At 55.9% G+C, this 21,212-nt stretch carries 13 protein-coding genes; 2 read left to right on the top strand and 11 right to left on the bottom strand.

Translation table 11 applies throughout. The features are described 5' to 3' along the window. Positions 1 to 47: 47 nt before the first annotated feature. The 4 genes from LA5095_RS20315 to LA5095_RS20300 all read right to left on the bottom strand — a co-directional run bounded on the left by LA5095_RS20315 (position 48) and on the right by LA5095_RS20300 (position 3,631). Positions 48 to 1,685 (bottom strand): fumarate hydratase, encoded by a 1,638-nt coding sequence (locus LA5095_RS20315; protein ID WP_055118952.1) that lies wholly within the window; start codon positions 1,683 to 1,685, stop codon positions 48 to 50. Between the two features lie 142 nt (positions 1,686 to 1,827). Continuing rightward, the gene (locus tag LA5095_RS20310) at positions 1,828 to 2,385 is read right to left on the bottom strand and encodes a YceI family protein (RefSeq protein WP_055118269.1); all 558 of its coding nucleotides are present in this window, start codon (positions 2,383 to 2,385) and stop codon (positions 1,828 to 1,830) included. Between the two features lie 24 nt (positions 2,386 to 2,409). Next, on the bottom strand, positions 2,410 to 2,994 hold the full coding sequence (locus LA5095_RS20305) for a cytochrome b (RefSeq protein WP_055118267.1): 585 nt from the start codon (positions 2,992 to 2,994) through the stop codon (positions 2,410 to 2,412). 52 nt (positions 2,995 to 3,046) lie between these two features. Further along, complete coding sequence (locus tag LA5095_RS20300) at positions 3,047 to 3,631, bottom strand: YceI family protein (RefSeq protein ID WP_055118265.1); 585 nt, start codon at positions 3,629 to 3,631, stop codon at positions 3,047 to 3,049. A 700-nt stretch (positions 3,632 to 4,331) separates the two neighbouring features. Between LA5095_RS20300 and LA5095_RS20295 the strand changes: the two genes are divergently transcribed. Then, positions 4,332 to 5,084 carry a FecR domain-containing protein gene (locus tag LA5095_RS20295; protein WP_208992789.1) on the top strand — a complete coding sequence of 251 codons (753 nt, stop codon included), beginning with the start codon at positions 4,332 to 4,334 and terminating at the stop codon, positions 5,082 to 5,084. Positions 5,085 to 5,145: 61 nt separating this feature from the next. After that, the gene (locus LA5095_RS20290) at positions 5,146 to 7,917 is read left to right on the top strand and encodes an EAL domain-containing protein (RefSeq protein WP_208992787.1); all 2,772 of its coding nucleotides are present in this window, start codon (positions 5,146 to 5,148) and stop codon (positions 7,915 to 7,917) included. Between the two features lie 51 nt (positions 7,918 to 7,968). Here LA5095_RS20290 and LA5095_RS20285 read toward each other — a convergent pair whose 3' ends face one another. The 7 genes from LA5095_RS20285 to LA5095_RS20255 all read right to left on the bottom strand — a co-directional run bounded on the left by LA5095_RS20285 (position 7,969) and on the right by LA5095_RS20255 (position 21,014). After that, a complete protein-coding gene (locus LA5095_RS20285) occupies positions 7,969 to 9,426 on the bottom strand; it encodes an NAD-dependent succinate-semialdehyde dehydrogenase (protein ID WP_055118261.1) in 1,458 nt (485 codons plus the stop codon). 259 nt (positions 9,427 to 9,685) lie between these two features. Next, entirely contained in the window at positions 9,686 to 10,036 is a 351-nt protein-coding gene (locus tag LA5095_RS20280) for a helix-turn-helix domain-containing protein (protein WP_029065052.1), read from the bottom strand. A gap of 218 nt (positions 10,037 to 10,254) precedes the next feature. After that, a complete protein-coding gene (locus LA5095_RS20275) occupies positions 10,255 to 14,604 on the bottom strand; it encodes a translocation/assembly module TamB domain-containing protein (RefSeq protein WP_055118259.1) in 4,350 nt (1,449 codons plus the stop codon). 151 nt (positions 14,605 to 14,755) lie between these two features. Then, the gene (locus tag LA5095_RS20270) at positions 14,756 to 16,684 is read right to left on the bottom strand and encodes an autotransporter assembly complex protein TamA (protein ID WP_082442843.1); all 1,929 of its coding nucleotides are present in this window, start codon (positions 16,682 to 16,684) and stop codon (positions 14,756 to 14,758) included. Positions 16,685 to 17,035: 351 nt separating this feature from the next. After that, positions 17,036 to 17,947: a bifunctional methylenetetrahydrofolate dehydrogenase/methenyltetrahydrofolate cyclohydrolase FolD gene (folD, locus tag LA5095_RS20265; protein ID WP_055118257.1), complete on the bottom strand. Its 912-nt coding sequence runs from the start codon at positions 17,945 to 17,947 to the stop codon at positions 17,036 to 17,038. A gap of 140 nt (positions 17,948 to 18,087) precedes the next feature. Further along, complete coding sequence (locus LA5095_RS20260; protein ID WP_055118946.1) at positions 18,088 to 19,272, bottom strand: AGE family epimerase/isomerase; 1,185 nt, start codon at positions 19,270 to 19,272, stop codon at positions 18,088 to 18,090. A 203-nt stretch (positions 19,273 to 19,475) separates the two neighbouring features. Then, the gene (locus tag LA5095_RS20255; protein WP_055118255.1) at positions 19,476 to 21,014 is read right to left on the bottom strand and encodes a trimethylamine methyltransferase family protein; all 1,539 of its coding nucleotides are present in this window, start codon (positions 21,012 to 21,014) and stop codon (positions 19,476 to 19,478) included. Positions 21,015 to 21,212: the final 198 nt, after the last annotated feature.

The raw sequence follows: 21,212 nt of genomic DNA, 5'->3' as shown, positions 1-21,212 counted from the left end.
CAAAAAAGGCAGCCGAAGCCGCCTTTATCTTTCGTTGCACCGGCTGATTAGCTGAGGTGCAGCTCCTTGAAGAAGTCGTTGCCCTTGTCATCCACAACGATGAAAGCCGGGAAATCAACGACTTCGATTTTCCAGATGGCTTCCATGCCGAGTTCTTCGAATTCGACCACTTCGACCTTCTTGATACAGTCCTGTGCAAGGCGGGCGGCGGGACCACCGATGGAGCCGAGATAAAATCCGCCATGAGCCTGACAGGCTCTGCGGACTTGCGCAGAGCGATTACCCTTTGCCAGCATCACCATGGAACCGCCTGCCGCCTGAAACTGGTCGACATAGGCATCCATCCTTCCGGCGGTGGTCGGCCCGAAGGATCCCGACGGCATGCCTTCCGGAGTTTTTGCCGGCCCCGCGTAGTAAATCGGGTGGTTCTTGAAATAGTCGGGGAGGGGCTCCCCGCTCTCAAGTCGGTCGCGCAACTTGGAATGCGCCAGATCCCGGGCAACGATCAGAGGACCTGTCAGCGACAATCGTGTTTTGATCGGATGTTTGGTCAATTCACCCAGGATTTCTGACATTGGCCGCGTCAGATCGACATTCACAACATTGTCGGAAAGGGAATCGTCGGTGATTTCCGGCAGATATTTCTCCGGATGCATCTCCAGTTGCTCAAGGAAGATCCCGTCTCTTGTTATCTTGCCGACTGCCTGACGGTCGGCAGAACACGAAACCGCAAGGCCGATCGGCAGCGACGCACCGTGGCGGGGAAGGCGGATGACGCGAACATCGTGGCAGAAGTACTTGCCGCCGAACTGGGCACCGACACCCGTTGCCTGGGTCAGCTTGTGGATTTCTTCTTCCATCGCCAGGTCCCGGAAGGCATGGCCGCTTTCAGACCCTTCCGTCGGCAGGCCGTCCAGATATCTTGCCGATGCAAGTTTTGCGGTTTTCAGGTTCATTTCCGCCGACGTGCCACCAATAACGATGGCCAGGTGGTACGGCGGACAGGCAGCAGTTCCGAGCGTCAGAATTTTCTCTTTCAGGAATTCGATCATCCTGTCATGAGTGAGCAGCGACGGTGTTCCCTGAAACAGGAATGTCTTGTTCGCCGAGCCGCCGCCCTTCGCCATGAAAAGGAACTTGTAGGCATCTTCACCGTCGGCGTAGAGCTCTATCTGTGCCGGCATGTTGCTCTTGGTGTTCGTTTCCTCAAACATGGAAAGAGGCGCAAGCTGCGAATACCGCAGGTTCTTTTTGAAGTAGGCGTCACGCGAACCTTCACCGAGAGCGGCTTCATCGGAGCCGTCGGTCCAGACCCTTCGGCCTTTTTTGCCCATAATGATCGCCGTGCCGGTATCCTGGCACATTGGCAAGACGCCGTGTGAAGCGATGTTGGCATTCTTCAGTAGGTCAAAGGCCACGAACTTGTCGTTGGCAGTTGCTTCCGGATCATCGAGGATCTTCTGGAGCTGCTCCAGATGTCCCGGTCGCAGATAGTGATTGATGTCCTTGAAAGCCTCTTCAGCCAGCAGCCTTAGCCCTTCCGCGGCCACCATCAGGACCTCTTCCCCCTGAAACTCCGTGGTACTTACGTGATCAGAAGACAGCTTGCGGTACGGCGTCTTGTCTTCGCCATGCGGAAAAAGGGCACTATGCAGGTATTCCGGGGGCGTGAGGGAAGCGTTCATGAGGCGGTTTTCCTGATCTGGCTGTTTCAGCGGGGTGCTTGCCGAAAGTGCTGGAACTTGGTTGCCATTCTCATACGGCAAAAAGGCCGGGGACGCCAAGTCCCGCGGCCTGCTCATTTGGTTGCATCCGGAACTGGCCGGACTATCGGGTGGCTGTCAGGTCCAGGGTCACCGTAACGGTATCTCCGACCGTATCGGTTCCAACACCGGCTCCGAGCATGTAGTCAAGCCTGTTGAGTTTAGCGGTTCCCTTCGCATTTGCCGTGTCGCCGTCAATATTCAGCGTGAAATCCAGTTGCACGGGATGTGAAACACCCTTGATGGTCAGCGTGCCGCTGGCCTGATAGCTGTTGCCTTCGACAAGGGACGCTCCGTCTGCCTGGAATTCGGCGACCGGAAACCCGGCGACGTTGAACCAGTCTTCGGCCGGCATTGTCGTGTCGAACTGAGGATTGCCCGTGGCAGCACTTGCAGGTTTGATTTGCGCTGAAATTTTCGCAGATTCCGGCGAGTTGACATCAAAATCGATGCTGGCATCCCAGGATGCAAAGGTTCCCGTCAGTGCCCCGGAGCCCTGCTGGACTTCGAAGCCGAGTTTGCTTTGCGCTGGATCGACGGTCCAGGTTTCACTGAATGCGGGCGCCGCGATGCATAGGGCAGCAGAGAGTGAAAGAGAATAGACGATATTTTTCATGATCATGAAACGATACTCTGATGTTGAGAATTAAGAGTCACCTTTGGCTGGGGCAGTCGATACCATGCGCTTAAGTGTATCGTCCCGGGCGATGAAATGATGTTTGAGTGCCGCAGCAACATGAACCACGACAAGCGCTATGAGCAGGAACGCGCCATACTTGTGCAGAATTTTGAAGAAAGCCTCTGCCTGTTCCTTTGTCCCGAGCGCATCCGGCACAGGAAGATGGGGAACCGGCTGAACGTTGAAGAGAACCGTCGGAATGCCCCATGGTGACGCAGAGGCCATGAACCAACCGGTAATGGGCATCGCGAAGATAAGCGCGTAGAGCCCGGCATGTCCCAGATGGGCGGCAAGTTTCTCAAGCGGGTGCATGCCTTCCGGCAATTTTGGCGAGGGGTTCACCAGTCTCCAGCCCAGGCGAAACACCGCAAGGGTCAGCACCACGAAACCAACCGATTTGTGCAGTTGATACAACTGGAAGGTTTCCGCGGCCGTGGGTGGCAGCGTTGTCATGTAGAGACCGAAGGCAAGCATGCCGACAATCAGGACTGCCATTGTCCAATGGAACGCGATTGCTATGCGTCCATAGCCTGACGAGGTGTTGCGCAGCACGGTCCTCTCCTTTGGAAGAGAGGCCGGTCGAACCGGCCTCCACAAGACTGAATCAGTTGGTCGCGTCCGCCTTCAGCGTTTCGGCATGGAACGTAACGGTCACCTCATCTCCCACATAGGGCACAAACATGTCCATGCCGAAATCGGAGCGCTTGAGGACTGTCGACACTGCAAATCCGGCAGCCGCCTTTTTGGCCATGGGATGCTCGCCCATAGCGGTAACGTCGACTGTAAGGGTAACTGGCTTGGTTACGCCTTTCAGCGTGAGGTCCCCGGTCACTTCAAGTTGGTTTTCGCCGGTCTGCTCAACTTTGGTGCTCTTGAAGGCTGCCTGCGGATACTTTGCGGCGTCGAAGAAGTCCGGGCTCTTCAGGTGAGTGTCACGATCCGCCCAGAACGTGTCGAGGCTGTCGATATTGACCGTGAATTCAACGGTGGAATTGGCGGGTGTGTCCTGATCGATCAGCAATTTGCCATCCCAGTCGCCAAAACGGCCGTCCGTGGTGGAATAGCCGAGATGATTGTAGGTGAAGGACAGGTTGGCGTGAGACTTGTCGAATTCATATGCGACAGGCTCGGCCAATGCTGGTGCTGCAAGCAGGGAAAGCGCCAGTGCGGAAGTTGCTAGACGGATCATGAGAAAGCCTTGTTTCGTGTGGTCAAAAAGCGTTCGCTCATGAACGCTGCAGGCTGGAAGATAGGTACGAAATCCCGCTGTGCAATTTGACTGACCGTTCGGTGTGACTGAACAATGTTCAGGTGGCATGTCCGGTTGACATTGACAGTGCGGTATTTCGGCACCGAAGTGGAATCAAGTCAGCTTGAAATGTGCGTTTTCTTGATGTGCACGAAGACAATCTCAAGGCATGTCTGACTACCGAAGCAGCAGCGGCGCACTTTGTTGCCTGGATGATTTGGCCGGAAATGATCGTTCGTATTTTGTGAAGGCGACGCGCAGGGATGCCGATCTGAAGAATATCGATATCTTTGCCCTGTTTCGGGGTGTCGAACTTGAATTCGAGCTTCCGACGAGGTTGTCCGCCGGGCGACATGAGACTTTCTTTGACCGAATTTACACCTTGGAAACCCTAGTTTGTTAAAGTTGTCAATGTAAAGGGTGGTTCACCTTGAGTTAAGCAAGAAAATATAAGAAAGAACTCTAAGTTTAGCTGTGAGGTGATTTAGCTATGATTGATAATATATTTAAAAACAACTTGAGGTTGTTGGATCGCGCTAATAATTCTCACAAGAAATACTGTTTGGATAAAAAATGGATTAGGTTTTTTGCTGCCATTTTTTTAATACCGATTATCCTTGCAGGTTCCGGCTTTGGAGTTTTGGCGGCGGATTGGACCGTCAAACGTGTTTCAGGGATCGTCTATTTCGTTGCACCCGGTGTCGAGGCATTTCGGGCAAAGAAAGGCATGGTCTTTGAAAAAGGCTTCACCCTCGGCACAAGGGCCGGTGGCAGGGTGCTGATCGCCAGGGGCGAGGAGACCATATCGGTAGGCCCCAATACGACATTCGCAATCTCCAAATATCAGAGCAACAATTCGAAGACGACTTTGCTTCAGCGCAAGGGCAAGGTAACCGTGGACGTTGCGAAACGTTCAAGACCTCACTTTTTCGTCGAAACGCCCTTTTTGGCCGCAGTCGTCAAGGGAACACGCTTTGATGTGCAGGTGGATTCAGGTCGAACCCGCGTATCCGTCGAACGTGGTGTTGTTGGAGTTCAGGACTTTTCTTCAGGAGATCGAGCCGATCTGACCACGGGGCAGAATGCCTCGAGTTCTCGGTCCGGTTCTCAGGGCCTCAGCGTCGGCGGACCAACCAAACCAAGTATTAGCAAGGGCGCCAAAAGGAGTCCGATGGTCGGGTTGTTGGACAATGTCGCCGAGGTTGATCCTGAAACGGCCAGTAATGCGTCCGGCAACAACGGGAAGGGACTGTTTGGCGGCTTGTTCGGCAGTAACGGCAACGGCAATGGCAATTCGAACGGGAATAGCAACGGAAATTCGAACGGCAACGGCAACGGAAATTCGAACGGCAACGGCAACGGCAATTCGAATGGCAACAGCAATGGAAACTAGGCATGGGTGTGTCGACGTTCGGTCGAGTGCCGGCTGCCACTAAATTGAACGGGTGAGGTGGGTGCAACTTCGGTTGGAGAATTTCGGAAGGCGTTTTATCAGCGCTGTCCTGGTCGCGGTTCTCCTGACCGCGGCCATTCTCGTTCTGCGGGTTACTGGTCTTCCGGCAACGGTAGACAGGTTCCTTTGGGAAGTTCGGTTCAGCCTCGACAAACGCCCGGTTTCGGACAAGATAGTTTTCGTCGACATCGATGCCGGTAGCATTGACAAGATAGGGCAGTGGCCGTTTCCGCGCCGGATATACGCAGATCTGACGGATAAGCTGGCGGCAGCCGGAGCCCTTGATCTTGTCTATGATATCGACTTCAGTGCGGTGTCGAACCCTGAAGACGACGCGTTGTTCGCTGCTTCAATTGAGCGTGCTGGAAATGTAAGTCTGGCTGCTTTTCGGCAGGCAGCATCAGCGGGTTCCGTTGATGCCGAAATAATCAATTTGCCCATAGATCCGTTTCTCGATCATGCCTGGCCGGTGGTTGTCATGGTGCCGATGGAAAGCGACAGCCGGATCTGGCGAAATCTTTATGGATTTGAAATTGACGGGACGACGGAAGTTTCTGCAGCCGCTTTCATGGGAGAACACACCGGCGAGACCAGCGGTTCGTTTTTCCTGGACTTCGGTATCGCGATTGATGAAGTGCCCCGCGTTCCACTTGTCGATGTTTTGAACGGCGCCGTCGACCCTGACCGGTTCGCAGGCAAGAAGGTGATTGTTGGAGCGAGCGCCCAGGAACTCAGGGATCTCTTTGCAGTCCCGGTTTATGGAATCCTGCCTGGCGCAGTGATCCAGGCTCTTGGCGCAGAAACGCTTCTTCAGAAACGGGCGCTTGTACAACAAGGTCAATATCTTGTCCTTCTGGTCGCAGCTTTGGTACTCATCCTCTTGCTGATGACCAAGATCGAAGGCTGGGCAGTCAAGCTTGGAATTCTTGTTCTGTCGGCACTGGCGATTGAGATCGTTGCAATCAGTTTTCAAAAGTCGATGCCTGTGCTTGTGCCGACTGCAAGTGCCTATCTGTTGCTCATGTTTGCGGGCGTGATTGTTGTTCTGCGCGAGCTGGGCCTGCACAAGCTGCTCGCGCGTGTGGCAGACATCAAGCAGCGTAACAGCGAACGTATGCTCGGCCAGGTCTTTGATGACAGTTTCGATGCAATCCTTGTTCTCGACAGCGATTGTGTCATCACAGCTGCCAACCAGACCGCACGTACCTTGTTTTCAAGCGAGGCACTGGCTGGCAGCCCAGCTCGCTCCGTTCTGCCAAATGCACTTGTTGAAGAAGTCATCGCCGTGCTTCAGGCTCCCGACAGCCGTATCCCGGTTCCGCAAATTCTCGTGTTGGCCCAGGATGGTACCAGGCGTCGGTTCATAGAATATGTCGTGACGAAAGCCGAAAAGACACTCGCGGCAAGGAAGGGGCATGACAAGACGGAAATCAGGACACTTGCCTGCATGACCTGTCGTGATGTGACCGACGAGCGCGAGTCGGCTTCACGGCTGGAATATCTGGCAAGATTTGATCCGATCACCGACCTCCTGAACCGAAGCGGTTTCGAGCGTGAAATCTCACGTCAGGCAGATGGTGCCTGCAACAAGAACGAGACTGTGTGCGTAATCCAGTTCGCGGTCACCAACCTGGATCAGATTGTTGCCACCCTCGGGTTTTCCTATGGCGATCGAGTGCGTCAATCGATTGCATCCAGATTGAAAAGTCACCTTTCCCAGGGGATCACATGGTCGGCGATTACCGCAGATGTTTTTGCCGGAGTGTACGTTTCCAGGTCTGGTGACGACCGGGAACTTGAAATCGTGGACGAAATTCAGCGCGTTATCGGTGAAGACTACTCGATCGACGGTGCGCGTATTTCGATGCAGCTGAATTTCGGTTACGTGGTTTCAGGTAGCGAGCAGACACCAGACACACTCCTGATGAGAGCCGGAAACGCGTTGTCCAAGGCCAGGCGTGACAACAAGAACCTGACCGTTCGCTTCCAGTCGGAGATGGACACGGCCTTGCAAAGGCGCCGTAAGCTGGAAACCGAATTGTTCAAGGCGATTGTACGGGACGAACTGCGGCTGGATTATCAGCCACTGGTCAATCTCAGGGACAATAGCGTTTTTGGTGTCGAGGCATTGCTTCGTTGGGACAGCCGTGAATTCGGTGCTGTCTCCCCCATGGAGTTCATTCCGATCGCCGAGGAAAACGGTTACATTCAGGAAATCGGATCCTGGGTGTTGAACCGGGCGATGAAGGAGGCGCTGACGTGGGATGCGTCGTTGAGGCTGTCCGTCAACGTGTCTCCTGCACAGTTCTTCAGGGGCAACCTCGTCCAGACTGTTTCGGAAGCTTTGGATCGCGCCAGTTTCCCGGCGGAACGCCTGGATCTCGAAGTTACCGAATCCCTCTTTATCGATGAAAGCACGGACCTGAAGTTTCGCATGGAAGAGTTGAGAGAGCTCGGATGCAAATTCTCAATGGACGATTTTGGTACGGGCTACTCTTCGCTGGGATACATAACCAAGTATCCGTTTTCCAAAATCAAACTCGACAAGTCCTTTGTCAGGGACACCCTCGACAGGGAAGAGGACATGGCTGTCATTGAAGCAGTGCTTCTCCTCGCCGAGGGGTATGGCATGTCGGTGATCGTCGAGGGCATTGAGACGTTCGAGCAGTCGCAGAGATTGCAGTCTCTGGGATGCAAATACGGGCAAGGATACTATTTCAGCCGTCCGACAAGTACCTCTGGTATAGCCGCACTTCTTGCCAAGGCTGCGTGAGCCATGCTCATTTCGGGAAGCGCGGCGGGCAGGGCGCGCCGCTGAAATATCCTACATTCCCAGGCCACCAAGGCAGCTGTACTTGATGTTGAGATAGTCATCGAGCCCGTACTTGGAACCCTCGTTGCCGATGCCGCTCTCCTTGAACCCTCCGAATGGTGCGACTTCGGTCGTTATGACACCTTCATTGACACCGACAAGACCATATTGGAGCGCCTCCATCACCCGGAAACAGCGGCCAAGATCCTGTGCATAGAAATAGCAGGCAAGGCCGTATTCGGTGTCGTTGGCCAGCTTGATGGCTTCGTCTTCCGTGTCGAATTTGAACAGGGCGGCAAGCGGGCCGAAGGTTTCGTCATGCGCCACCTTCATGTCCTGGCTGGCTCCGGTAACAAGCGTCGGCTCAAAATAGGTGCCGGTTCGGTCGGGCCGGTGGCCACCGGTCACCAGCGTACCGCCCTTGTCCAGCGCGTCCTGAACGTGTGCGGCGACTTTTTCAACCGCAGCTTCGTTGATCAGGGGACCCTGTGTAACACCGTCTTCCAGACCGTTGCCCACGGTCAGTTGTTCCGCCATAGCGGATTTGAGCTTTTCTGCAAACGCGTCGTACACGCCGGCCTGTACATAGAACCTGTTGGCGCAGACGCAGGTCTGGCCGGAATTGCGGAACTTGCTGGCAATGGCGCCGTTTGCCGCCCTGTCGAGATCGGCGTCGTCGAAGACGATGAACGGCGCATTTCCACCAAGTTCCATCGAAATCTTCTTCATGTTCTTGCCGGCATTTGCGGCCAGCAGTTTCCCCACCCGGGTCGAGCCGGTGAATGTGATCTTGCGGACCGCCGGATTTTCGCACATTTCCTCGCCGATCGCCGGCGCGTCTCCGGTAACGATGTTGAGGACACCGGCAGGAAGACCGATCTTGTCCGCCACGAGACCGTAGATCAGCGCTGAATAGGGCGTGAACTCGGCCGGTTTCATGACCATTGTGCAACCGGACGCCAGGGCTGCACCCAGTTTGCGTGCAATCATGGAGTTCGGGAAGTTCCACGGCGTGATGGAAGCAACAACGCCGACTGGTTCCTTGGTGACGAGGATCCGCCGGTCTGCCCAGGGCGAGGGGATCGTGTCGCCATATATGCGTTTGCCTTCTTCAGCGAAGAAACGGATATATTTCACCCCAAGCGTGATTTCGCCCTTGGCCTCCGCGAGCGGCTTGCCCATTTCTGTGGTCAGCAACACCGCGAGGTCCTCCAGCTGATCCATGACGGCATCGCACAACTTGTGCATAAAGTCGGCGCGTGCCTCGGCGGTCAGGGCTTTCCAGGCCGGGAATGCAGCTTCTGCAGCCGCGATTGCCCGAGCCGTTTCGGAACGGCCGCAGTAAGGAATGGTCCCGATACTCTCGCCGGTCGCGGGATTGGAGACAGCGATTGTCTGGCCGCTATCTGCATCGGCCCACGCACCGTTGATATAGACCTGTTGTTTGACTAGTGCCGAGTTCAAAGACATGGAGCACTCCCTGATGTCTGGGAAATAGGATCGGCCGGAGGATTGTCCGGCCCCGTTTGATCAACAGATAGAGTGCGTCTGAACGGTCTGGCAAGCGCTTTTGCGTTCAATCCAGTACGTGCGTGACCTGAACAGTCCGTTCGTCCAGTCAGGTGACATGCCTGACTTCTGCGCATACCTGTTCGGAGGTCGCGATTTGGTCAGGCAATATATGGTTTTGGGAGAAGGGTCGCCGCATCAGTGCAGGACCTGGAGAGGTTCAGCCGTCCAGCCGTTCCTGCAAACCGGCGATTTCGTCTGCAAGTGCTTGTGCCTGCTTTTGAATGCGGTCAAGCGCAACTTTCATGCTGTCCAGATCTGCAGAGGCCGGTTCTTCGGCGAAAGGTGGCGTACCCCGTCCGACAAGCAGCCAGGTCGGGCTCACATTGAGGACACCTGCAAGCAGAACCAGCTTGTTGGAGCGTGGTTCGGACCGGTCACTTTCCCAGCTTTGAAGTGTTGACGTCTTGATCCCCAGGCGGCGGGCCAGCTGCGCAGTCGACAGGCTTGAGGCGTCTCGTGCCTTGCAGATACGTTCACCCAGGGTGTACTCGCTGCTGCGTGTCGTCATTACAGAACTCCCGTCATGACCGGTTCTTCCCGTTACCAAATGAACGGTTTCGTCAGGCAGGAACGGGGAATTTTTTCTATATGGATGGGTCATGGCGCGCACACTTGCATGAACCGCCTGTGCAGTGCAACAGCTGCCAGGCAATTTGTCGCATTGAGAGTGTGCCACGGCGGGAATGAGCAAATTGCTCGGTAATAATGACGGCGGCACTGTTTAGATCAGTACTCTCGTTCGAAGAAAATTCCAGCCTTCGAGGACCCGTCGGCACCAACTTCTCCACGTACTTTCAGACCTCGGTCAAGATCGATATCGACCTTGACACGGCTCGAACCGGATCCTGTTCCCTGTTCAACGCCGAGATAGATATTGTCATTGATGTACTTGCCGACCGCCACCGATGGTCCGTCTTCACCATCCGTGTTTATGTCAATCGCATCAAGCCCGAGCGACTTGCGGAGGGTTGCCAGCGGTCCGCTGTCGCTGCCTCCGGTAAGTGTCGCAATGGCGGCTGCAAGACTCGCTATCTGCGTCGCTGACAGGTTCCCGACACTTTTGCCGAACAGCAGCAGTGCGAGGACCTCGTCCTGTGGCAGATCAGGCGACGAGCTGAAGGCGATCTCCGGATCATCGGCCTGTCCGCTGACGGTGACCGTGATCGTGGTATCGTTGACGGTTGTCGTTGCAGCAAAATCGATCAAGGGAGTGAGAGACCCGTCGAACGTCGCGCTTCCGCGGGAAAATGTCAGCCGCCTGGTCAAGATATCCAGTTGGCCGCGCTTGAGCGAAAAAGCCCCGATCGCTTGCGGGTCCGCAGTTGTGCCGACGACCTTCAGGTTGCCCTGAAGTTCGGCGTCGAGACCCCGGCCGCGAATGAATATTCGACCAGGCGCGTTGAGGACGATGTCGAGACGAGGGGGGACCGACTTTTGCTCCGCGCTGCTCTGTTTCGGCTCACCGCCAAGGTCCGCAATCTGTTGCCGGATCGCTTTCGATGCGTTTATGTGCCTGACTTCAACGGGAGGAATTGCGCCAGGCAGATACTCCGGTATCGAGATGTCAGCCTTGTTGATCGTAATCGATCCGCCGATCAGGGCGGAACTGGATGGTGATGCAAGCGGACCTGTAATCTTGATGTCGGCATCGACTTCAGCAGTGACCAGACCCGGGTCGACATAACGGCCCTGGTTCAGTTTCAAGGCAAGATTTGCGGGAAAACCGTCTTTCATCCCGACAGTGCCGGAGGCCGACAGCGAGCCGCCGGTTGCCAGCTCGCCGGTGATGCCGTTCAGCGATGCTTGATCCTGTGTGACCGCTGCATTGCCGCCAATATTTTGGACGGTCAGCCCCGTTGAAAGACTTGTGATCTTCAGACCTGTTGGTGTTGCGGTGATCTGGTAGGTCGGCGAAGCGGCCGATCCGCCGACATTGCCTTTCAGTGCGATCGTGCCTTCACCTCGGATCCCCGCTTCGAGCAAAGGGCGTTTCAAGGCGGTGACAGGGACCGATCCGTCGAGCGTAACGGCGAGCGTATTGGGTAGGTCAAGGCCAATTTCACCAGACGCGTTGAGCTTTAGGCCGTTGGGATCGCTCACTGTCGTATTCTGCGAAATCCGGTTGTCCTTGAGTGTCCCCGAAGTCTGCAATCCGAGGGCGGCAAGTCCGTTGTTCTTCAGTTCATTTGCCGTCAGTCCTTGGCCGGATATCGTCCAACTGGCCTCAGGCGCGGTCGAACTTCCCTGCGCCTTGACCGATCCCGACAAGGTTCCTCCAAGTCCGAGAGAAGGGACAAAGGCATTCGCGAGATTTAGCGGGATGGAATTCAGCTCGGCGGCGAGATCCAGTGACTGCCCTGCCGTTCCTGAAAGTGCAAGGGAGCCGTTGCCGAGTTTCAGTTCGAGGGGTTGTATGCTCGTGTTGCCGTTTGCATAGGAGATTGTTGTCGGCTGCTGCAACTGGCTTGAAAGACCCTGATAGCGCATCGTAAGTTCTGACAGGGCGATATCGTAGGCATTTGTCTCCGGTTGCGATATCTGCGCTGCCAGTGAAAGGCCATCGTCGCTTCCCTGGTCGACCTTCACATCCGCCGTCACGGATGTGCCTCCATTGTCCGGCTCAGCCAGCAGTTTGACGGCGTGAACAGGTGTCGCGTCCGTAACAAGGTCTGACAGCTCGATATCCGCGGAAGCTGATTGGGGCGTGTAGGGCGCGGCAATGTCCGCTTTCAGCTTGACACTGCCGATGCTGAGAGAAGGAACGTCGATATCCGAGCCGACAACATCGAGCGCCAGTTTCTTGCTGTCCGGATCTGCCAGAACCGTACCTTGCAAACGTCCACCGATTTCGGTGAGCAGCAGAGGCGAGAGTGACGCAAGATCAGGGGCGTCGATCTTGAGATTTCCCTTGAGTGTTTCAACAGGATTGTTCAGGTCGGCAACGGCGAGTGCACCGGTCACGGTGTTGCCTGCGAGTTTGACCGACAGCGGATTGATATCCGCACCGCCGTCTTCGCTTTTGAGTTCGACGTCAATCGCAATCGGTTGACCGTTCAGGCTGGCGGAGGATTTGATTGTCGCGCTCGGAGCCGCGGTGTCCGCGATGGCTGTTGCTGAAAAGGAAAGATTGTCAAGAGGGGTGCCTGCGAGCATGATCTGCTTTGATGCCGCGTCCGCCTCAACGTTCAGCGCATCGATCGGCCCGGTTGTCTTTGCGGTTACGTCCAGGGAACCCGCCAGTTGAGAGTCAACCTTACTCAGGTCCTCGAGAGCGATGGAAAATTCGGACGCAAGTGAAGCCTCCTGATAATGGGCATTGCCATCAATGTTGATCGCTGCGTTCTTGAGCGACAGGCTTTTCACCGTCACGTCTTCAGAGCCAGCGAAGGCAAGGGCCGCATCGATCTGCGTGTCGCCTGCCAGCAACGTATCAGCCTGAGCAACACCCGTGGCCAGATCGCGCGTGGAGATGGCAGCGGTTGCCGATCCGTTGACGGTCGACGGATCGAGGTCGGCGGAAAAGGATGTAGAAACACTGCCACCGAGTTCCCTTTGTGCCAGCGCCGAGAAGACGGCAAGGTCAGCAACAGAAAGGCGGCCCTGACCGGAGACCTTGTTTAGCGATACCAGTGTGTCCGACAGTGTCAGCGCCGCCGCAGTGGAAGTGAAAGCCAGTTTCGAGAACGTGACGGACTTGTCAGCGCCGTTGAGAACGCCTTCCGACTTGAGAGACACAGCTCCCGAAAGCGGCTCGGCCTGAGGTGTCAGTCCCTCAAGTTTCGCAACTGAAATCGAAAGAGAAAATGGCGAAGACAATGCGTCAGGCTGCAGGTCAGCGCCGTTCCCTGCCGTTTCCAGCAAGATCTTGCCGCTCTTGACCTCGTTGGTCTGGAAGGAGGCCAGGTCGAGCGTGAGCGACCAGTCGGCCGCCGCCTCGCTGCCGGTCACGGAAAACCTGGCATCGAGCGCACCGAACGCAATACGTCTGTCCGACATGTCGACAGCGATGAGAGCATTGTCTCCCGCGTTGATCGTTACGGATCCGGTCGCGTTGACCGCCGCGTTGTCAAGATTTGCATTGGCATTCAAATTGACAGTCTGCGTGGTCAGTTCAATGTCCGCGGAAAGCGGTGCAAAATCGGATGAAAAGCGCGCATTGCCGGTGGCATGTGTCGTACCTGTGAGGAAGGCCTTCGCCGTCGGAGGGGCAAGCGGTTCCAGGTCACCATCAAGATCAAAAGTCAGTTGCCTTCCTTGCGGTTGCTCTGAAAGTTTCGCGGAGCCTTTGACAGTTGACCTTCCGTCAAGCGCCACATCCAGATTGGCGGCCCAGTCTGTCAGGGGACCGCTGCCATTCAGGGCAAGCTTTACGGCTGGCAAGTCTGGAACATCCAACAGACGCGCGGCCAGTCCACCGCGCGGCTCTGAAAGAACAAGATCGAACGCGAGCGTTTCGGCGGCTGGTTCGAATTCGGCATTTGCGGTCAGACCGGCGTCAATTCCGTCAACGCGGTGAACATCGAGGGCCGCAGTAACGACAGCAGGATCAAGTGCGAATGCACCCGAACCGCTGACCTTGAGCGAGACGGGTTCTCCAATCAGGGAATTTCCGAGATTGATCTCGTCAAATACGAGGCTCTCGAGCGAGACGTTAAACGGCAGCGAAACTCCGCCTGAAGGTTCATTTTCAACGTCCCCTGCCTCGACTTGAGCAACCGGTTCGCTCGCTGGAAGCCGATTCAAGTCAATCCTGCCGGCTGAAATGGAGGATATGTCGAGATCGCCGGTCAGGAGCTGCAATGGGTTCCAATTCAGGCTGAGCCTTTCAGCGTTAAGCCAGACACCGTCCTTGTCGGCAAGACTGATGTCCTCGACGGTCGCATTCAGTCCGAAGCTCAGGTAGATGCCTTCAACCGATATTGTCTGAGTGTCGTTCGACGCGAGCGAGCTCACGACGCCGGACACCAGGGTGCGGCCGGAAGGAACCTGCAGCGCTGCGATCACGAGCACCGGTATTGCGATCGCCACAACGATCAGGAATCCGAAGATTCGCAGGGCAAGGCTTAAAAAACGCATCTAGAACAGAATCTGCAAATTTGGGGTCAATGCAAAGGAAAAACAGGATTCGCCAGATTTTATCAGGCCTTTTTGGCGTCAGTTAGACACTGTTTATCCGTTTCACGGCTGAAAGGAGGGCAATTCGGTCTGACATTGGCCGAGGTTGTACTCAAAACGCCTGGCTCAATCCGACATAAAGAGCAAAATCTGGGTCATCCTTGCCTGGATCAAGTGGTATCGCCGCATCTACGCGCAACGGACCGATTGGCGTGAAATATCTGAGACCGGCGCCAACACCCACCTTCAATTCCTCGGAAAAATCGGGGACGCTGTCTTCGTACGCATTTCCGGCATCGACAAACCCGACGATACCGATCGTCTCCGTCACTCGCATCCGGATCTCTCCGGACAATTCGACCAGGGAGCGTCCTCCCACGACCTCATCACCGACCCGCGGACCTACATTGCGATAGGCGTAACCCCTTATGGAGCCGCCACCGCCGGCTATGAAACGGCGGCTGGCCGGAACAGATTCAACCGATGGCGCCAGGATCGATCCGACCGTCACCTTGCCCGCCAGGATGAAACGCTTCGCCTCGTCCAGCGCATAGTAGCTGGACACCGTTCCTTTCATGAAGCCCATGGCGTTGGAGTTGAGCGTGTCATAGGCAGGTTCTGCGAACAGTGCCGCGAACACCCCCTTGGAAGGGTTGAGCTTGTCGTCCCTGTTGTCGAAAGTCAGGTCTGCCGGCAATCCGACCAGGAGATATTCATCTTCCCCGAAAGCGTCTTCCTCGTCCGCAAAGAACACTTCGGCTCCGGCACGGCCCTTCAGCTTTTCAGAAAACTCGCGATTGAGAAAGGCGTTGTACGTGACTGTTCTGCTTTTGTAAGCGTCAGGATTTTCCTGCCGTGCCTCCAGGCTGGTGGAGAAGCTGGTGAGGGGACCGAAAACGCCAGGTTTTTCGAACGCTATTCGGGCCGAGTATTCCTGATTTGCAAAACTCTCGGTGCCGATCCGGCCGACGGATCCTTCAACGGAAAGCAATTCGCCGCGGCCAAAGAGGTTCCTCCGGCGCCAGTATGCCTCCACACCAAACCCCTCGGTGCTCGACCAGGAAGCACCGGCGCCGATTACGTGGCGTTTGCGTTCACTGACCTCGATTGCGATAGGAAGCGTTCCGTCGGGTCCGGCAATGTCACCTTCAACGAACCGGATGGATGAAAAGATACCGAGATCATTCAGGCGTTTGCGGGCGCGTGCGATGTCTTCGGGAGAATAGATGCCACCTTGCGGCAACATCGCTTGCTGCTTCACGAAACCCGGATCAGTGACTTCCGTACCGCTGACAGAGACCGCGCCGAACCTGGCCTGCGGCCCGGCGTCGGCCACGAGGGCGACATCGAGTTTGTTGGTGCTGTGGTCTGCAGTAATTCGCCGCTCCGTGATTTTCGCCTTCGGGTATCCGCGACCACGCAGTATCGAAACTATTCTGCCTTCTGCCGATAATATCTTGCCCGAGCCGGCGGTCTCACCGGGTGCCAGTCCCCAGAAGGATGGATCAGTCGACAGGTCACCGCCCGTTGAGGAGATCGAGACATTTCCGAATGTAAATTCCGGACCCGGGTCGACCAGAATGGAAACTTTCACCGGGCGCCCATCCGGAAGGTCGCTTTGTTCAAGTGCGATTTCGAGCGGCAGTCCGGCAAGCTTGATTGAAACGGTCCCGCCGTAGCGGCCATCGGCGTAAAGTTTTGCCACCAGCCGTTCACGGTCCGAAAGCGCGCGTGCGATGAGCCCGGCTTCGCCGGATGGCGGTTTGTCCTGCTGCTGAAGTAGCAGGGAAGTGCTCTTCATGTCGCTGGTCAGATCTTCATTCCCGGTCGAGACGGCAAGCTCCGCCTCATAGGGAATTGGATCAGGAACAGCTTCCCCTTCTTCTTCCGCCCCGCCGAAGGGTTTCCAGCCGAAGATATCGAAGGCATTCGCAGGCAGGGCAACAGCAAAAAGAGATAGAAAAACGAGGCCGAATGCAAAAGTATGTTTAACAACGACAAAAAGGCCGGTCGCTGAGAGAGCAACCCGCTTCTTTTCCACGCACAACCGCGTGTTCCGGCATCGGCCGGAATTGCAAGACGGTAGACCCTTCACTTACTGCCGCCTGACGGGTTGGTCCTGCCGGAGCGCACTCATCCTTTGATATGGCGCTTCGGCTGAACTGCTAACGCAGCCCCTACGAAAGCCAATGTAGGCTGCCATGGTTAAATCTTGCTGAATCTCGATAGACCATGACGTACAGCTGAAAGCAAGAGCCAAGGTGATCCAATGGCTTGGCCAGAACTGTTGATACTAGGGTTTTTTGCCAATTGAACCGTGCTTATGATCGACAAAAACAAACACGCCGGATGTGCCCGGCGTGTATTACTGTCAAATAACTGTTCCGATGAACTAGAAGAGGGGTTCTTCTTCAGGAAGACCCAGCAGACGTCTGGCAGCGGTGAGCGTGTTGACCATCAGCATTGCAATTGTCATGGGACCAACACCTCCCGGAACTGGTGTAATCGCGCCGGCGTGACCAACCGCCTCATCGAAGGCAACGTCGCCCACAAGCCGGGACTTTCTTTCGCCGCGTTCCGGAGCAGGGATCCGATTGATGCCGACATCGATCACGGTTGCCCCGTCCCTGATCCAGCTTCCCTTGACCATCTCCGGACGGCCAACAGCAGCTACGACGATATCGGCACCGCGAACAACGTCGGGAAGGTCCTTCGTTCGGCTGTGCGCGATCGTGACCGTACAGCTTTCCTGCAAAAGCAGGCTCGCCATGGGTTTGCCGACAATGTTGGACCGTCCGACGACAACGGCGGTTTTACCGGAGAGTGTGTCCCCGAGTGTGCGCTTCAGGAGAACCAGGCTGCCGGCCGGTGTACAGGGGACGAGTGCGCTGTCGCGCTCGCCAGCGGTCAGAAGACCGACATTCACCGGATGAAAACCGTCAACATCCTTCTCCGGGCGAATCAGCCGAAGAACCTTGCTTTCCTCGATGTGGCCGGGCAGGGGAAGCTGTACAAGGATACCGTGAATGTCGGGATCATTGTTCAACTGCTCGACGAGCGAGAGGACCTCTGCCTCGCTCGAATCCGCAGCTAGCGTATGTTTGACCGAGTGGAAACCACAGGCCTCTGCCGCGCGGTCCTTGTTGCGTACATAAACCTGGCTTGCCGGGTCTTCCCCAACGAGAACGACCGCAAGACCTGGACGTTTGCCGGTGGTTTCAAGCAATGCGGCTGCGCGGCGTGTGATTTCGTCCCGAACAGATTCTGCAATGGCCTTGCCATCGATGATTTGGGCCTGGGGCATTCAGCCTCCTTGTCGCTGGTACGGTTGTGTCGATCAAATCCGGCGACAAGCTATAGGATGACCTGCTGAAATGAGAAAGGCTGTTTGCGTCGTTTCCTACTCTGGTTTCGCCATTGTGACTGTTTGCAAAAACACCACGCTCAGGACCCGCCGGTAAATCGGTCCAGTTCGGATACAGCACAAACGATGTGGTAAAGAGAACTGGCAGGTGCCGGTTCGTCGGCGAACGAGCCGGCCGGGTCCATCTTGTCGAGATATAGCCCGTCTGGAGCTTTATCCAGATAGATGCGCAATGCACTGACCGCCGCCGGGATGTCCGTGAAATAGGCTTCTCTTTCCGCTCCGCCAGAGACTTCGGTCAGCGCAATCGCTGCTTTTATCCACTCTGTTTGTCCCCAAAGGCGAGCGAGCGGATTTTGAACGGTGAAATCGTCGTTCAGCGCCATGAAAGTGACGCCCCGGTTCTCGTCGATACCGTAGGTCCAGCCAATGTCGTATAGCCTCCGGGACGCTATGATCGCTCCGGCATCCCGGCGCGATCGTCCCCAACGGCACAACAACCATGCCCATTCGAACTGATGTCCCGGTTCCATGATGCGCCCCCTGTCTCCGGGCAAGGGGGTCCAGTCCAGGTCAAAAAATTCGCGAAGACCACCGCTGACCGGATCGATAAAGCTGTTCAGCGCAAGTTCTGCAATTTCATCGGCAAGTTCCGCCCAGATGGGATCATCCGAGGTGTCCTCCCAGGCAAGGCAGGCTTCAAACAGATGCATGTGGGGATTGGAGCAAAGCGGGCGGCGGTCAGGATTTGCCTCGCGGAAACCACCTTCCCGTTTCTTGTAATGTTCTACAAGGAAATTCACCAGATTGGCGGCCTGTTCGGTGGCCTCCGCCTTCCTGGCCGGAAGATGAGAAGCAACATTTGCAAAACAGAACAGCGCGAAAGCCTGATTGTAGAGATCGAATGTGTCGTCAACGATCTTGTTTTCGATGTCGACCGCCGAAGCGAAATAACCGCTTCTGGTCAGGTAGTTCTGCAAATACCAGTCGAAGAGGGACGTGGCCACCTCGTCGGCTGGACCTTCCCAGCCAAGTTTAGCTCCTTCAAGAAATGAATATATCTGACGCGGAACAACACGCGCACGCCGCGGATCCTTCGTGGGTTTTTGATCGATCAGGTCGATGGCTTCGAAACACTCTCCTTTGGCAAGGTCGACCCCGCAGGTGAACCACACCGGAAGCGCCTTTTCGGTCAGCCAACGGGTCAGTTCCGACGAGATTGGATGCAGCGGTTGAACACCGGTGTTCTGGTTCGCGTATTCCATCAAATTCCTCATTGGCCGCAGAGATGAACAATCGGTCAGAATCGGTAACAGAGATTCTTGATCAGTCTGAAGACAATAATGCGGAATCTGGACTTATCACGATGAAACTGCGCGGGGGCAATCTGAGGTGCTGGATGATAGCCGGAAATTCGTCTTGAAAACAAAAGTGCCCCGGTCAGACCGGGGCACCTGGGTGACTTGCTTCAGACGTTGCTGTCCGGGAATGAGGCCTTGCGCTCGGTGATATAGGCCTGCAGGGCGTCGTCAATGCCAGGGTCGAGCTCCGGCCCGCTATACGACCTGAGCATCTCCTTCCACCTTGAATTGGCACGGGCCGCCGAGTCGAGCTCACCATCGGCCAGCCATTGTTCGTACGAGTTGTTATCGGCGATCGCCGACCGGTAGAACGCGGCTTCAAAATTGCGCTGCGTGTGCGCTGCGCCAAGAAAGTGGCCGCCAGGACCGACCTCCTGCAAGGCATCCATCGCAAGGGTTTCCTCTGAAATCTCGATACCCTTGGCAAGCACGTGCATCATGCCGAGCTGGTCTGCGTCCATCACGAATTTCTCGTAGGAAGAACACAGTCCGCCTTCCAGCCAGCCTGCCGAATGCAGGGCGAAGTTCACGCCGGAATGAAGTGTTGCAAGGATCGTTTGTGCCGATTCCTGTGCGGATTGTGCGTCGGGCAGTTTGGACGCAGTAAACGAACCGCCGGAACGGAAGGGCAATTTGAGCCGGCGAGCCAGTTTCGCGGCACCATTGAGCAGCAACGATCCTTCCGGACTGCCGAATGTCGGAGCTCCGGACTGCATCGAGATCGAGCTGACGAACGCGCCGAAAACGACAGGAGCTCCAGGGCGAATAAGTTGTGTCAATGCGCAACCGGCCATGGCCTCCGCCAAGACCTGTGACAGTGTCCCCGCTACGGTTACAGGGCTCATGGCGCCTGCCAGAATGAACGGAGAAACGATACAGGCCTGATTATGGCGGGCATAGACCTTGAGTGCGCCAAGCATGGTCGAATCGAACACAAGCGGCGAGTTTGCGTTGATCAGCTGGATCATGACGCAGTTCTGGTCGACGAACTCTTCGCCAAATGCGATCTGAGCCATCTTGACTGAATCTTCCGCACGTTCCGGTGCAGTGACTGATCCCATGAACGGTTTGTCGGAATACTTGATATGGGAATAGACCATGTCGAAATGGCGCTTGTTCACCGGCAGGTCCACAGGTTCGCAAACGGTTCCGCCTGAATGATGCAGCCAGGGTGACATGTAGGCCAGCTTCACGAAGTTTCGAAAATCCTCGATCGTGCCGTAGCGCCGCCCCTGGTCGAGGTCGGTGACAAATGGAGGTCCGTAGACAGGCGCAAACACAAGATTGTTGCCGCCGATTTCCACATTCCGGGCGGAATTTCGAGCGTGTTGCGTAAATTGCGACGGTGCGGTCTTCAGGATCTCGCGCAGCATTCCTTTGGGAAAACGAACGCGCTCACCGTCGACTTCGGCTCCGGCATCTTTCCAGATTTCCAGGACTTCCGGATCTTCCCGGAATTCCAGACCGATTTCCGCAAGAATTCGGTCGGCGTTGGCTTCGATCCTTTCAACGCCTTCCTCGCTGAGGACGTCGTAATTCGGGATGTTTCTGGAAATATAGGGAACAGCCTGACCTGCGGGACCCGATTGCCGGCGTTCGCGGCGGGCGGATCGTCCTCGGCGGCCTGACGGGGCGGCGTCTGACATTACTTCAGCTCCAAAGGTGGTTTTTTTGTTTGGCGTAGTCTTTATCAGGCACATGTGCAACCCGGCTCCAGAAGCGTCGCACATTGCTATAAATGCGTCATGTTACTTGCTTGATCGATTTTATCCTGCAAATCCCTTCATCACCACGTGGATTCGCGCGCATTTGGTTCTTTTTGGGCAGGCATGATGCGGTCGCAT

This window comes from Roseibium album (assembly GCF_001404515.1).
Taxonomy (GTDB): Bacteria; Pseudomonadota; Alphaproteobacteria; order Rhizobiales; family Stappiaceae; genus Roseibium; species Roseibium album.
This window is presented reverse-complemented; position numbering and strand designations above follow the sequence as displayed.